Source organism: Fibrobacter sp. UWB12 (assembly GCF_900142485.1).
In the GTDB taxonomy this organism is placed as follows: Bacteria; Fibrobacterota; Fibrobacteria; order Fibrobacterales; family Fibrobacteraceae; genus Fibrobacter.
The window spans coordinates 141337-157374 of record NZ_FRAZ01000003.1; the positions used below are offsets into that span (position 1 = coordinate 141337).

At 49.6% G+C, this 16038-nt stretch carries 7 protein-coding genes; all 7 read left to right on the forward strand.

The genetic code is table 11. From position 1 onward, the window contains the following. Positions 1-21 precede the first annotated feature (21 nt). The 7 genes from BUA34_RS05515 to BUA34_RS05545 all read left to right on the forward strand — a co-directional run bounded on the left by BUA34_RS05515 (position 22) and on the right by BUA34_RS05545 (position 15973). A complete protein-coding gene (locus BUA34_RS05515) occupies positions 22-2085 on the forward strand; it encodes a family 43 glycosylhydrolase (protein ID WP_254794341.1) in 2064 nt (687 codons plus the stop codon). Positions 2086-2355: 270 nt separating this feature from the next. Then, positions 2356-5823: a beta-galactosidase, LacZ type gene (locus tag BUA34_RS05520; RefSeq protein WP_072827741.1), complete on the forward strand. Its 3468-nt coding sequence runs from the start codon at positions 2356-2358 to the stop codon at positions 5821-5823. 237 nt (positions 5824-6060) lie between these two features. Then, entirely contained in the window at positions 6061-9063 is a 3003-nt protein-coding gene (locus BUA34_RS05525) for a glycosyl hydrolase family 95 catalytic domain-containing protein (RefSeq protein WP_072827742.1), read from the forward strand. Positions 9064-9409: 346 nt separating this feature from the next. Further along, the gene (locus BUA34_RS05530) at positions 9410-9940 is read left to right on the forward strand and encodes a hypothetical protein (RefSeq protein ID WP_072827743.1); all 531 of its coding nucleotides are present in this window, start codon (positions 9410-9412) and stop codon (positions 9938-9940) included. Positions 9941-10102: 162 nt separating this feature from the next. Continuing rightward, positions 10103-11761: a carbohydrate-binding protein gene (locus BUA34_RS05535; RefSeq protein ID WP_072827744.1), complete on the forward strand. Its 1659-nt coding sequence runs from the start codon at positions 10103-10105 to the stop codon at positions 11759-11761. A gap of 338 nt (positions 11762-12099) precedes the next feature. Further along, on the forward strand, positions 12100-13929 hold the full coding sequence (locus tag BUA34_RS05540) for an endo-1,4-beta-xylanase (RefSeq protein ID WP_072827745.1): 1830 nt from the start codon (positions 12100-12102) through the stop codon (positions 13927-13929). 196 nt (positions 13930-14125) lie between these two features. Next, complete coding sequence (locus tag BUA34_RS05545) at positions 14126-15973, forward strand: endo-1,4-beta-xylanase (protein ID WP_072827746.1); 1848 nt, start codon at positions 14126-14128, stop codon at positions 15971-15973. The last annotated feature ends 65 nt before the right edge of the window (positions 15974-16038 follow it).

Sequence of the window (16038 nt, forward strand, 5' to 3'; positions counted from 1 at the left end):
TTAGGAGAAATGGGGTGCAATATGAAAATGACAAGTAAAATACTTCTCGCGTTTGGACTTGGTTTTGCGTCCAATGCGCTTGCTGAGAACCCGATTATTCAGACGTACTATTCGCCGGACCCGGCTCCGGTTGTGTTTGGCGACACCGTCTGCGTGTACACGGGTAACGATGAAGGCGGTTCTTTCTTTACCATGCACGGTTGGCGCGTCTCTTGCACCACCGATATGGTGAACTGGACCGATATGGGTGAGCTCATCCTTTCGAACAAGGACTTTGGCGGCAACGCGAAAGATAACGGCGACTGGGCTGCTCAAGTTGTCCGTCGTAACGGCAAGTATTACTATTACGTGACTGTGGAATCGACCCGTGGTGGCCGCGCTATCAACGTTGCTGTGGCCGATAAGCCCGAAGGCCCGTTCAAGGATGCCCGCAACGGCCAGCATCTCGCTGGTCCGAACTGGGATTACATTGACCCGACTGTTTGGATTGACGATGATGGCCAGGCTTGGCTCTACTGGGGCAACCCGAAGCTTTATTACGCTAAGCTTAAAGAGAATATGATTGAATTTGACGGACAAATTCAGGTGACGGACATGAGTCGTGGATTTTCCCCGAATGGAAACTCTGTCTATACCGAAGGTCCGTGGATTCACAAGCGCGACAAGAAGTATTACATGATTTATGCTTCCCATGGCGTGCCTGAAAAAATCTCGTATTCTACCAGTGATTCTCCGACGGGTCCGTGGAAGTGGGGAGGCATCATCATGGACCAGGGCAATGGAACTGCATTCACGAACCACTCCGGTCTCATTGACTTTAAGGGACGTAGCTTCTTCTTCTATCACAACCAGAAGAACGTGAGCGGCGGTGGCTATAGCCGTTCTACCGCAGTTGAAGAATTTACCTGGAATGCTGACGGTACGATTCCGACCATCAAGTCTACGAATGATGGCGTCAAGAAGCCCATCAAGAATCTTGACCCGTTCGAACGCGTTGAAGCCGAAACCAAGTCTTGGGTGGGTGGCATCAATGTGGACAAGAGCGGTGGATACACCATCATCAAGCATGTGGCAAAGCAGGGCGATAACGTCTACCTCACCAACATGGGCAACAACTTCTATACGAAAGTTCGCTCTGTGGACATGGGAGATGGTGCCGAAAATATCATCATCTGCACCAAGGGTAATGGCGGTAAGCTTGAAGTTCATACCGGTTCTACGACAGGCCCGACGCTTGCAACGATTGATGTGCCGAAGAGCTCCAGCTGGCAAGAAAATACATTTGCTTTGACAGATGCTGCCGGTGTCGAAGATCTCTACTTTGTTGTAAAACAGGGCGGTTTTGATTTCGACTATTGGTACATGGAAAGTGCTGCAACCAAGATTCCGCAGGAACCGTTCAAGGGCACAGCTTCCGCAATTCCGGGCAAAATCCAGGCCGAAGATTATGACAAGGGCGGCCACAATAAGGCCTTCTACGATAACGATCGCGCTAATCAGGGCGGCGCCTATCGCGAAGACGAAGTGGATATTGTCCAGCTCGATTCTACCGACAAGTCTAAGGGTTACGCTATCGGTTACACCGAAGACGGCGAATGGGTCGAATACACGGTCGATAACCAGATTGCATCTGAATACACAATCGTCGTGAACATGGCAACAGCTTCTGACGATGTGGGTGTCAAGTTCTACATCGACGACAAGGCTATTACCGATGTCATCAAGGCTGAAAAGGGCGAAGACTGGTCTAATTATACCGAAGTCAAGGCAACGACCAAGGAAATCCCGAAGGGCGAACATGTACTCAAAATGGAAATCAATGGCAACTTCGTGAATGTAGATTGGTTCAAGTTCTGCATGGGCTTCGATTGCGATGACAAAGTTGGAATCAAGAAGGCTCGCGTGGAACTCCCGATTGCCGAAAAGTCTTACGCAGTGTTCACCATGACTGGCAAGTACCTCGGACACATTGACGCTAAGGGCCAGAGCCTTGCAAAGTCCATCCGCTCTGCAGGTTATGTTCCGGGCGTGTACATGGTTCGTGGTCTCGGTCACTCCAAGACCTTCCGCGTTCTCGTGAAATGACACGAATAGTGTCATCCTGAGCGAAGTCGAAGGATCTATAATTTTTTATCTAACCTCACTGGGCCCGCCTCTGGCGGGCTTTTTCTATTGCTGAATTAATTGTCAAAAAAATGTGACGCTACAGATTAAAACATTCCAAATTGCAGTAATGACGGGCGTTTAAACGAACGTGACCTTTGATAAAATGTCCACAGAACTTTGATTTTAAAATGAAAAATGTCTCGTAAATTGGGGTATTTTTTTATGCAGGAATATGAACGGGAGGACTCTATGAAGTTCGGAATTAATTTGTCTTTAGCAATGTCAGCCGGTTTGGTTTTGGCGACGTCTTTGTTTGCTCAACCCAACGATGAATGGAATGGCAAACCGAGAATTTTTGGCGTGAATAGGTTGAATCCGCACGTGACCTCGATGCCGTACTCTACGGTTGAAGAGGCTGTGAAGGGCGACCGTCACGCTTCGGAATGGTATCAGACGCTTTCGGGTGAGTGGAGATTCTTCCATGTCGATAAGCCTAGCCAACGTAACAATGATTTCTACAAGGATAATTACGATGTTTCCAAGTGGGATAAAATCAAGGTTCCGAGTTCTTGGCAGCTTTTAGGCTACGACCATCCGATTTACACGAACGTTATTTATCCGTGGTCCCAGAACAACCGCGTTTCTGCGCCTTACGCTCCGACGGACTTTAACCCGGTCGGTCATTATCGCCGCAACTTTACGGTTCCCGAAAGCTGGAACGGCAAGCGCATCCGTTTGCACTTCGAAGGCGTTGAATCCGCTTACTATGTATGGGTGAACGGCAATTACGTTGGCTATAGTGAAGATACTTTCACGGGCCATGAATTCGATATTAACAAATACCTCCGCAAGGGCGAAAATAACATCTCTGTGCAGGTGTTCCGCTGGTGCGACGGCTCTTGGCTCGAAGACCAGGACTTTATCCGTCTTTCCGGTATTATGCGTGATGTGTACATTTACGCTGTGCCCGAGGTCCACATTCAGGACTTCCAGATTGATGCGACTCTCACGAATAACTATAAAGATGGTCTCTTGAAAACGACCGCCTGGATTTACAATTCGACCGATAAGGAATCGGGGACATACTCCGTAGAACTTTCTTTGTACGATGCCTCCGGTGCCGAAGTCATCAAACCGGAATCGCAGAAAGTTTCTGGCATTGGTTCTAAGGGCGGTGAAAAATCTGTGCACTTCGAAATTCCGTACGCTTCTCCGAAGCGCTGGTCTGCAGAAACTCCGGACCTCTATACCGCAGTGCTCACCTTCAAGGATGCTGATGGAAAGATTCTCCAGGTCGAAAGTAACAAGATTGGTTTCCGTAAGATTGAAATCAAGAAACAGAATGGTGCACCGCGTTTGTTGGTAAATGGCATGCCGGTGAAGTTCCATGGCGTAGACCGTCACGAACTCGATCCGGATGATGGTCGTGCAGTCTCTTACGAACGCATGGAAAAAGACGTCATTCTCATGAAGCAATTCAACATCAACGCGCTTCGTATGTCGCACTACCCGAATAATCCGGTGATGTACGATCTCTGCGACAAGTACGGTATTTACGTGATTGACGAAGCCAACGTCGAAAGCCACGGTGCCAACAACGATCTTCCGAAGAATAGCGATGATTGGCGCGCTCCGGCTGTGGACCGCATGAATTCCATGGTGCAGCGTGACAAAAACCATCCGTCCATTATTCTTTGGTCTCTCGGTAACGAAGCCGGAAACGGTAACGTGTTCGCCTCGGAACGTCAGCGTGCTCATGAAATCGACTCTACGCGCTTTGTGCATTACGAAGGCGACTGGAATAACGCCGATGTGAACAGCTGGATGTACTTTGGTCCTGAAGCTATTGCTAGTTACAATGATGCTAACAAGCCGATTATGTTGTGCGAGTACGAACACGCCATGGGTAACTCCGTCGGTGATTTGCAAGAATACATGGATGCCTTCTATAGCAACCCGCGTGCTTTCGGTGGTTTCATTTGGGACTTTATCGACCAGGGTCTCCGTCACAAGGGTACTCCGTACTTTGAATTCGGTGGCATGTGGGGCGACTGGCAGAACGACGACAACTTCTGCGCTAACGGCCTCGTGTTCCCGGATCGTGCGCTCCAGCCGGAAATGTGGGAAGTCAAATACCAGTACAGCCAAGTCCGCGTCCACAACGTAGATGCCGCTAAGGGTAAGATTGAAATTGAAAGCCGTTACCTGTTCAAGAATCTCGGTGATTTCCTCGATGCCTACTGGCAAATTAAGGAAAATGGCAAAGTTATCGAAGAAGGTAAGATTGATGGTTCTCAGTTGAACATCGGTCCGAATGAAAAGAAGACTGTGACTATCAAAATGCCCGAAATCAAGCCAACGGTTGGTGCGGAATACTTCCTCGATATCGATTTCCGCTTGAAGAAGGATGAACTTTGGGCATTTGCAGGCCACAGCGTTGGTCATGAACAATTCGGCATCGACTTGGGACAGCTCTGGTCTACCGAAATTGATATAAGCTCGATGAATGCGACCAAGGTAAATAAGAGCAATGGCCTTACAATCGAAGGATCCGATTTCAAGATTACATTCGATGAAAGAAATGGAACACTTGCAAGCTATGTCCTTGGTGGCGATACCATCATCAAGAACGGTGGAATCCCGAACTTCTGGCGTGCTCCGACTGATAACGATAAGGGCTTCAACATGGAACGCGGCCATGGTGAATGGCGTAGCGCAAGTAAAAAGCGCAACGTGACCTCCGAAGTGAAGGAAGTTTCTGCTCAAGAAACTCAGGTGACATTCAACTTTGGCTTCCCGGATGTGGGCGGCTCCAAGATGAGACTTACCTACTATGTCTACGGCAGTGGTGATATCGTTGTGGATTACACGTTCAATCCGGATCGCACCAAGAGCTATATCCCGAATGTCGGTACGCTCTTCACGGTTCCGGGCGGTTACGAAAAGGTCCGTTACTTTGGACGTGGACCGGATGAAAACTACATGGGCCGTAACCGCGGTAGCTTCATGGGTCTCTATTCTACCTATGCAGATTCTATGACTGTTAAGTACATGGAAATTGGCGAAACTGGTCAGCGCACCGATGTGAAGTGGGCTACGCTTACAAACGAAAAGACGGGCAAGGGCCTCATGATTGTGGGTAACCCGCGCATGGAATTCAGCGCCCAGCACTACACTCCGGAACAGCTTACCAATGTGAAGCTCCCATGGGAACTCAAGCGCGACAAGGACATCACTCTCCGAGTGGACCTTCACCAGATGGGCCTCGGTGGTATCAACTCTTGGGGTGCAGAACCGATGCCTGCCTACCGCTTGAATGCCAACCGCGAATACTCTCACACGTTCCGCATTGCTCCGATTCGTCAGCAGTTGAATGACCCGACGGAATACTCTCTTCTCGGTTTCAGAAACTTCGGTTGGAACAAGGAAATTTCGCCGGCTAAGTACGGTCCGGATGAAATGGAAAAGATTTATAAGAACGATGAAGGCAAGGAGGATATTACGGCTCTTCCGGGTAAGATTAAATCTCCGATTTTGAAGACTGCAGGCAAGGACTACAATGTCTTTGACGCTCAGGGCAAGAAGGTCGGAGCATTCACGACTCGCGGTGTCGAAGATCTCCATGCGATTACATCTGGACTTGTGAAGAACTCCGGCGTGTATATCGTGAAGTCTCAAAACGGCGGCCAAGCCTTCCGCATCACCGTTAAGAAGTAATAAATAAAAACGATTGAAGCACAGTCATCGCGAGGCTCGCAACACGCCCCGCGATGACTTTTTTCATTATGTCACCCCGCACTTGTTGCGGGGCCGCCATTTATAAACCTTTTCCTATTGATAAAAAATCAATGAGAAGAGAAATTTAACTCTATGAAAACCCCTCTCCGAGGGGTATTTTTTATAAGCAGGATCCAGTGATTTTTATGGTGTTGTTTTGGGTTAATGGAGGACACTATGTTTAAAACAAAGAAATCTTTTGCAAGTCGTATCCTTGGCTCTGCGGCATTAGTTTGTGCCGTAGCCTTTTCGAATGTCGCCGCGACGACGGACAATCCGCTTACGCTTTGGTACAACAGCGATGCCGGTTCCGAATTCACGAATGCACTCCCGATTGGTAACGGCTACATGGGTGGCCTTATTTACGGTGGTGTCGAAAAGGATTACATCGGCCTCAACGAAAGTACGGTTTGGTCGGGCGGCCCTGGCGATAACAACAAGCAGGGGGCGGCAAGCCATTTGAAAGATGCCCGTGATGCCTTGTGGCGTGGCGACTATCGCACGGCAGAATCCATCGTGAGTCAGTATATGATTGGACCGGGGCCTGCAAGTTTCCAGCCGGTGGGCGATCTTGTGATTTCTACTTCGCACAAGGGTTCTTCCAATTACCGCCGTGAACTTGATCTCAAGACTGCAATCGCAAAGACAACCTACACGGTGGGCGGCGTCAAGCATACCCGTGAATATTTCGCTAGCTACCCGGACCATGTGATTGTCGTTCACTTGTCTGCGGACAAGGATGGCTCGGTGAGTTTTGGTGCAACCATGACCACGCCGCATCGCAATAATAAAATGTCGAACAGCGGCAACACGCTCATTTACGATGTGACCGTCAACTCCATCAAGTTTCAGAACCGCTTGAACGTTTTCACCGATGGTGGCACGGTTTCTGTATCCAACGGCAATATCAACGTGCAGGGCGCAAATAGCGCAACGCTAGTGCTCACGACTGCGACGAACTTCAAGTCCTATAACGATGTGAGCGGTGATCCGGGTGCCATCGCTTCCGACATCATGTCGAAAGTTGCCAAGAAGTCCTATGAAGATTTGCTTGCTGCACATCTCAAGGATTACCAGACGATTTTCAACCGCGTTAAGCTCGACCTTGGCACGGCTGACAAGAGCGCAGGCGATATCACCTCTACCCGCGTCAAGAATTTCAATTCCACGAACGACCCGTCTCTCGTAGAACTTCATTACCAGTATGGCCGTTACTTGCTCATCGCAAGCTCCCGTAAGGGGGGCCAGCCGGCCAACTTGCAGGGTATCTGGAACAAGGACACGAACCCGATTTGGGGTAGTAAGTACACCACCAACATCAACCTCGAAATGAACTACTGGCCGGCAGAATCCGGCAACCTCGAAGAATGCGTTTGGCCGCTCATTGACAAAATCAAGTCCATGGTGCCGCAGGGCGAAAAGACCGCCAAGGTGCACTGGGGCGTAAATGAAGGCTGGGTAGAACACCACAATACCGACCTTTGGAACCGCTCTGCTCCGATTGACGGTGCGTGGGGACTTTGGCCGACAGGTGCTGGCTGGCTCACGACCCACCTTTGGGAACACTTCCTCTACAATCCGACCGACAAGGAATACCTCAAGGATGTTTATTCAACAATGAAGGGTGCTGCACTCTTCTTCGTGAACAGCCTCGTCGAAGAACCGACTACGGGCAACAAGTATTTAGTCACCGCTCCGAGCGATTCCCCGGAAAATGACCATGGTGGCTATAACGTTTGCTTTGGTCCGACGATGGACAACCAGATTATCCGCGATGTGCTGAACTACACGATTGAAGCCTCCAAGATTCTCGGCGTCGATGAAGAACTGCGTGGCAAAATGGAAGCGACCGTCAAGCGCTTGCCGCCGACAAAAACCGGTAAGTACGGACAAATTACAGAATGGCTCCAGGATTGGGACGATCCGAATAACAAGAACCGTCACATTTCCCACTTGTACGGACTTTTCCCGAGTGCTCAGATTACCCCGGAAGAAACTCCGGACTTAATCAAGGGCGCAGGCGTTACGCTCCAACAGCGCGGCGATGATGCTACCGGTTGGTCTCTCGCTTGGAAAATCAACTTCTGGGCGCGCATGCACGATGGTGACCACGCTTACAAGATGATTCGCATGCTGCTTACACCGAGCAAGACTTACAATAACTTGTTCGATGCGCATCCGCCGTTCCAGATTGATGGTAACTTCGGTGCAGTCTCTGGCGTGAACGAAATGCTTATGCAGAGCCACAACAACAGAATCAATCTTCTTCCGGCACTCCCGTCGCAGTGGGCAAACGGAACTGTCAAGGGCATTCGCGCTCGCGGTGGTTTCGAAATTGATTCCATGGCATGGAAGGGCGGCAAGCTCACGTATGTCGCTATCAAGTCTCTCGTAGGTAGCACGCTGAATGTTGTTTCGGGTACAAACAAGTACTCTACCGCGACTGTTGCTGGTAAGGTCTATGAATTCGATGGCAATCTCAAGGTGACGAACGCTCCGTTCGAACCGCTTGAAATTACGGACAAAATTCAGGCAGAAAACTATGTGGCTATGGACGGCGTGCAAATTGAAGAAGATTCTCTTGGCACTCCGAACATTGGCTGGATTAACGATGGCGATTGGACTCAGTACTACATAAATGTCCCGGCTGCAGGTAGCTATGTCCTGACAGGTCGCGTTGCCACAGGTTCCGAAAAAGAAAGTGTCATCACGGTCACGGATTCTACGGGTAAGATTCTCGGAACGCTCTCTGTGGACCCCGCAAAGTCTAAGGGCTGGAACGATTGGTATGAATCTTCTACGAAGATTACGCTCCCGGCGGGCAAGCAAAAGCTCACGTTCACGTACACTGGCGAAGATACGTACCTCTGCAATGTGGACTGGTATAATTTGAAGGCTGATCCGACGGCACTCCCGCAGGCCAAAATGCATAATGCTTCGCTTTCCGTAAGTCGCGTGCCGTACTCTCACGCATCCATTGCGCTGATGGTTACAGCTCCGGCCTCCAGTGACTTTGTTGTCCATCTTGTTGGTGTGAACGGCAAGTTCATTGGCTCGCAGCGCGGCCACGGTGAAGGTCTTGCAGAATTTGGCAAGAACGCTTCTCTTGCACCCGGCATGTACTTTGCCATCGTCAAGAGCGGCTCCATGCAAAAGACCATGAAACTCTCCGTCCGCTAGCTTGTCACCCCGGATTTATTTTCTTTGATCACTTAGTGCTTTGACGCTTTGCGTCAGCATCTTCGGCTCAATCATGACAGTCTGCAAGCAGCCTGTCGCGACACTCGCCTTGAATGCAACTAGCACTTATGTGAGCATGATCCGCGTATGGGGACGGGGTCGCCATACACAATTGTCATCCTGAGCGAAGCGTAGCGAAGTCGAAGGATCCAGGGCGGTTCAAATAACATTTTCCTCCTCACTCACAAGGCCCTGAACCACAACGGTTCGGGGCTTTTTGCTCATTTTATTTTAAAAAAGTTATAAAAAGTTATATTGATATCGCCAAGTAACTTTTTGAGAATTCATGAACATGAAAACCCTTCTGCTCGCTTTATCCGCTATAGCCGTTAGTTTCGGGCTGTTAACCGCTTGCTCCGAAGACTCTAACGCTGACAATTCATTAGTCAGTGTTCCGTCGAATACATCGGCTGTAAAAGGTAAAACAACCGATTACAAAGAATCGAAGTCATGCAGTGAACTTGGCAGTAACCTGCTTGCAAAATCATCGGCAGAAGAAAATAAGTCCATTGATTTTCTCATGAACGAAGATGGCTCTGCGACAGTCGTTTTTGAAATGAATCACAATTGCATAATTAACACGATTCTCTACGAAACTCGTAACGATACATTGTTTGTTTCAAGCGATTACATTCTTCGTATTCCGGTTGTTGACTCTGTAACGCACGACACTACTTGGATAGAAGATAATAGTCTTGAGGCTATGTGCTTTTGCCGTTCGGAATTTGAGTTGACACTCCCATCAAATTTCATCGGCACGCAATACGTCTCTTTTGAACGTGAAAATTATACAATCAATTACAGAAAACGTGAATAATCGCTAACAGAACTTGCAATTGTATGTAGGCTCCCGTCCTTAGGGAGTCTTTTTCCTATTGATAAATTGACAAAACAATTTGCATCTCCTCATGCGCCATCCCGCTCCCCATAGAATACTTTTATAAGTGGGTTAGTAGAACGATTAAAAAAGGATGCTATTATGAAAACGTTAGGAGTTCTTGGTTTATCTTTTCTTCTTTGCGCAAACTCATTCGCTGTCACAAGCCAGTTCCGCGGCGTCAATTGGGCGGATAAGCGCGACAACTTCGTCTCGGACGTTCTCGTGCTTTCGGGCTTAAGCCTTTCCGACAATCATGAATCGGCTTATGCCATTGCCGACCGTATTGTCGGGCAGTTCCAGGAAGTGCTTGGTACAAACAGCGTGCGCATGCCGGTGAACGAACCGACCATTCTTAAAGCTTTTGACATGTATTCGGGTGCTTTGGATGCTGCTCTTGAACATGGTCGAGTGGCTATGGGCTACTGGGGCCCCGCGCAGCCTGCGGGACCCAAGAACATGGACGATTGGTGGAAAATGTGGGCGAAACTCGTCGAAACATACGGCGACCATCCGAACGCCTACTTTGAAATTTTCAACGAACCGCACATGTATAACAAGACGGACCTTCGCAATCTCTATGCGGACTGGCTCAAGAAATTCCCGAACGTCCCGCGCGACCACATTTTGCTCGATGGCTCCGGCCTCGCTTGGAACGTTCCGGACATCGCTGACGACCCGCGCTTTGAAGGCTGCCTCTTTGCCGTTCACGAATACACGTTCTGGAACATGAGCATCACTACCGAACAGGGTTGGAAAAACAGCTTCAAGGGCAAGGTTGGCAAGTACATTGACCGCACCGTTTGCACGGAATGGGGCGGCGCCATGAGTCCTGGCGACAAGGCGGGCGTGCATTACGATTATCAGGATTACAACAAGGCTCCCACCAACTACTTCACGGCTTACATCCGCGGCATGTCCGATCAGCTCCGCGAATGGGAAATGGGCAGTTTCTACTGGCCGGGCCTCCGTGATGGTGACTGGTACAGCATGACCAAGCGCAGCGGGGAAGGCGTAAACACCAAGCTCCAGATTGTGAACCAGTCTGGCGTGGACCGCATGCAAATGGCTTGGGCCGATACCGTTGAAACAACGCCTCCTCAACAGGATCCGTTTGGCGGTTTTGATGCGGATGGAAAAGCAATCGCAGGCAAGCCTGCCGCAATCCCTGGTAAAATCGAAGCCGAAAACTATGACCTCGGTGGCAGCCGCGTCTCGTTCTACGACAAGTCTTCCGACAACGAAGGCGGTTTCTACCGCAAGGATGCTGTGGATATCGTCGCTTTAGATTCCGCCGATAAATCGAAAGGCTATGCCATCGGTCATACGAATGATGGCGAATGGCTCGAGTACACGGTCAATGTCGCAAAGACTGCAACCTACTCAGTCGAAGTGCAAATGGCGACCGCTTCCGAAAAGGCTGGCGTGCAATTGTTCATTGACAATAAGGCTGTGTCCGACTCCATTTACGCAAAACAAGGTGAAGACTGGTCAAATTACTCCGCTATTCAATCCAAGTTGGGCGAAATCGCAGCCGGCGAACACGTCCTCAAAATGCAAATTGTTGGCAATTACGTGAATATCGACAATATTCGCTTCTGCGAAGGTGAAAAATGCGAAGAAACGGTCGGAATCCGCGCAATTCCCTCCACGCGCACTCTCGAAAATGCGTCCATCCCACGCCTTCGCGTCCAAAATAACAAACTCTACATCGAGAAAAATGGCAAACGCTTCGACCTCACCGGCCACCGCATCAAATAAAACAATCCAAAATGCAATACTTATGAAAAGCATTGTATAAAGCTGTAGTGAGATATTTGGTAAATGTGAAAAATGATTAAGTCATTGTGAGAATAAAGCGTCGGCCAAGGATGGGGAGGGTGCAGGGAGGGGCCCGTGCGGCCTTCGCAACTCCGAGCTGGGGCCCCGCCCGCATGACGTACTTTTTGCATTCAAAAAAACGGTTTTCAACCGAAAATATTCCATCATGGACTTTTTATCAATGATAAGTATTTGCGTTTTTTGAGCATTTTTCAAAAACGAGAATATGTTTAAAAAAGTCATACGGGTATTCAACTTTTGGGTATAGGATTAGGATTATGAAAAAAATCTCTCTTTCTCTTGCTGTTGTAGCCATCGCCGGATTTGTTTCTCTTGCAAATGCCGCTTTAGCCGATGGCGGTGCTAAATTTTTAGGTAATATCACTACGGGTGGCCAAATCCGTAGCGACTTTGCTCAGTATTGGAACCAGATTACTCCCGAAAACGGCTGTAAGTGGGGCTCTATCCATTCCCTTTCTAACGGCAACAGCGGTACAAGCAAGTTCGCCTGGGACAACTTCGACAAGTGCGAAAGCGCCTACAAGTGGGCCAAGGAAAAACCGGGCGAACGCCACTTCAAGTTCCACGCCCTCGTTTGGGGTTCCCAGTACCCGAACTTCCTCTGCAAAAAGAAAAATCCGGGCATTACCGTAGAACTCACCAAAAAGTACATCACGGAATGGTTTGATGCCGTTGCCGCCAAGTTCCCGGACCTCGAATACATCGACGTGGTGAACGAAGCCATTTGGGCGGGTAACAACTACCACTCCGGTTACGGCAAGCCTGCTGCAGGTGCCGAAGGCCACAGCACCGACGATACCGAATGCGGCGGCTCCTACATTATCGAAGCCCTCGGCGGTGACCGCGTTGTAAATGGCAAGCACCAGTACGACTTTATCACCACCGCTTTCAAGATGGCTCGCGAACGCTGGCCGAAGGCTGTGCTTATCTATAACGACTACAACACGCTTTCCTGGCAGATCAACGAAGGCATCGAACTCATCCAGACCATCGTCAAGAATGGCGCTCCGGTCGATGCCTACGGTCAGCAGGCTCACGACTGTAAGGGCATGAGCAAGTCCGATTTCGAAAGCAAGATGACCCGTATCCATAACGAGACGGGCCTCCCGCTCCTCGTTTCGGAATACGATATCGGCGAAGCGGACGATACCAAGCAGAAAAACGATTACGCAAACCAGATCCCGTTCATGTGGGAAACTCCGTGGGTTGCAGGCATTACCATTTGGGGCTATATCAACGGCTCTACCTGGGTTGCAAACACCGGCCTTATTGAAAAAGATGGCCGCAAGCGCGCTTCCATGAACTGGCTCGAAGAATATTTTGCAAACAACTTAAGCAAGGGTAAGAACGATGTGACTTTCACTCCGGTGGAACCTGAACCGCAAACTCCGTTCAAGGGCAAGGTGCGCGAAATTCCGGGTAAGATCGAAGCCGAAGACTTTGACGTTCCAGGCAAGGGTGTCAACGAAGATGGTACAACCAATGCTTCTTACAGCGACGATTCCGAAAATCATGGCGATTCCGACTACCGCAAGGATGACGCTTCGGCTGTCGACCTTTATGCTAAGGCTACAGGCGTTATCGTAGGTTACAACCAAACGGGCGATTGGCTGGAATACACCGTCAACATCGCAGAAGCTGGCGATTACACCATGACCGCCTCTGTGGCAACAGAAAGCGAAAACGCTTCCTTCAAGCTCTCCATTGATGGCAAGTCCATTGCCGAAATTCCGGTTTCGGGCACGAGCTGGGATGATTACAAGGATGTCTCTGCTGATGTGACGCTTCCGGCAGGTAAGCATGTCTTGCGCATGGATGTTACGGCAGAATACTTCGACGTGGACTACTTCAACTTTGTAAGCAAAAAGGAAAATGCCATTCGCACGAATGTTCGTATGGCAACTCCTGAACTCGCCGATTACGATGTCTTCGACATGAACGGTGTCCGCCTTGGCCGCATGAGCGCCTACTCCGTAGACGAAGCCGTGTCGATGCTCAAGAATTCGAAGTCCATCAAGATTCAGGGCATTTACATGCTCCGCTCTGTCAAGAATGGCTCTGTAAAAACGGTTCGCATTACGCGTTAAAAAGTTCCTAATCCAAAACTCCCGAAAGGGAGCTACTTATTCAAAGACCTTCGAGTTCACCCTCGAAGGTCCTTTCTGTAAAAATTCCATTATGGACATTTTGTCAATGATAAATTTTTGCCTTTTTGCGGTTATCCCCTAAAACAAGGATATGTTTATAATGGTTGTATGGGTATTTAACTATGAGGATGTGGAAATGAAATCAAAATTCATTAAAAGTATCGTAACTGCAGCACTTTTGGGTGGAACTGTAAGTGCTTTTGCTGGACCGGGCTTAGCTGATGGTGCAGCTAAGTTCGTTGGTAACATTACTACTCGTGGCCAGGTTCGTAGCGATTTTACGAAGTTGTGGAACCAGATTACGGCTGAAAATGAATGTAAGTGGGCTTCTATCGAAGGCTCTCGCGGTCGTTACAACTGGTCTGGTTGCGATGCCGCCTATAACTGGGCGAAGAACAACGGCGGTCACTTCAAGTTCCATGCTTTGGTGTGGGGTTCCCAGTATCCGAACTGGCTCAACGGCCTTAGCACTGACGAAACCAAGAAGGCGATTACCGCTTGGTTCGACGCTGTCAAGCAGCATTACCCCGATCTCGAAATGATCGACGTGGTGAACGAAGCTATCCGTACTGGCAACAACCAGTATCACTCTGGCTACGGCAACAATAACAACATTATTCCGGCTCTCGGTGGCGATAACGGTCAGTACACCTTCGTGACGACCGCATTTAAGATGGCTCGTGAACGTTGGCCGAAGGCAATCTTGATTTATAACGACTACAATACCGTTCAGTGGAACAAGGATCAGGGTATTGATCTTATCAACACCATCAAGAAGAACGGCGCTCCGGTGGACGCCTACGGTCTTCAGGCTCATGACATGATGAGCCAAGGCGGTGGCGCGGGTGGTACCGGTGGCGGCGGTTCCTGCTTGAACATCAACACTCTCAAGAGTGTCATTAGCGAAATTTGGAACAAGACCCAGATGCCGATGTTCATCTCTGAATACGATATCGGTACCGATAACGACAATATCCAAAAGCAGTGCTACCAGGAACAGATTTCCTACTTCATGGAAAACGAACATGTTGCCGGTATCACCTTGTGGGGCTATGTTTATGGTGCAACCTGGATCAACAATGGTAACTCCGGTATCATCAAGGATAATGGCGGCGACCGTCCTGCAATGACTTGGCTTAAGGATTACCTCTCCAAGAACAAGGGCGCGAACACCACTGGCCTTAACACTGGCGTTGTCACTCCGGTTGAACCTGTTCCGCAGGAACCGTTCAAGGGCGAAGCTCTCGCTGTTCCGGGCAAGATTGAAGTCGAAGATTTCGATAAGCCGGGCCAGGGCAAGAATGAAGACGGTACGAGCAATGAATCCTATGGCGACGATTTCGAAAACCATGGCGACTCTGACTACCGCAAGGATACCGGTGCCGACCTTTACAAGAAGGCAACTGGAGTTGCTCTCGGCTATAACACGACTGGCGACTGGTACGAATACACCATCAACGTTGCTGAAGCTGGCGATTACACCGCTGTTGCTTCTGTCGCTACCGAAGGCACGGGCGCATTCACGCTCTCCCTCGATGGCAAGTCTCTCGCAGAATTCGAAGTCACTGGCACAAGCTACGATGACTTCTCCGACGTAAAGAAAAAAGTGACGCTCCCGGCCGGTAAGCATGTGCTCCGCCTCGATGTGACTCAGCAGTACTTCGATATCGACTACATCAACTTTGTGAAGGGTGAAGTTGCCGACAATCCGGGTGGCAATGGCGGTGACAATCCGGGTGGTAACGGTGGTGACGAACCGGGTCCGGAAATTGGCATCAATACGAAGGCCCATTATCAGGCTCCGAGAATCAGCAGCTACGACGTGTTCGATGCAAATGGTGTCCGTCTTGGCCGCATGAACGCTTACTCCATGAGCGAAGCCGTCCAGATTCTCAAGAGCTCCAGCCAGATCAAGAACCAGGGCGTCTACATGCTCCGCTCCGTCCAGAATGGCGCTGTGAAGTCTGTTCGCGTCTCTCGCTAAAGAGTTCCTAATCCATAACTCCCGAAAGGGAGCCTTAAATACCCAAAGGCCTTCGAGGTACCCCC

What these genes read in the sequence shown, in the direction of transcription:
- BUA34_RS05530 (WP_072827743.1), top strand. Translation starts at nt 9,410, where the DNA reads ATGAACATGAAAACCCTTCTGCTCGCTTTATCCGCTATAGCCGTTAGT.
- BUA34_RS05515 (WP_254794341.1), top strand. Translation starts at nt 22, where the DNA reads ATGAAAATGACAAGTAAAATACTTCTCGCGTTTGGACTTGGTTTTGCG.
- BUA34_RS05520 (WP_072827741.1), top strand. Translation starts at nt 2,356, where the DNA reads ATGAAGTTCGGAATTAATTTGTCTTTAGCAATGTCAGCCGGTTTGGTT.
- BUA34_RS05535 (WP_072827744.1), top strand. Translation starts at nt 10,103, where the DNA reads ATGAAAACGTTAGGAGTTCTTGGTTTATCTTTTCTTCTTTGCGCAAAC.
- BUA34_RS05545 (WP_072827746.1), top strand. Translation starts at nt 14,126, where the DNA reads ATGAAATCAAAATTCATTAAAAGTATCGTAACTGCAGCACTTTTGGGT.
- BUA34_RS05525 (WP_072827742.1), top strand. Translation starts at nt 6,061, where the DNA reads ATGTTTAAAACAAAGAAATCTTTTGCAAGTCGTATCCTTGGCTCTGCG.
- BUA34_RS05540 (WP_072827745.1), top strand. Translation starts at nt 12,100, where the DNA reads ATGAAAAAAATCTCTCTTTCTCTTGCTGTTGTAGCCATCGCCGGATTT.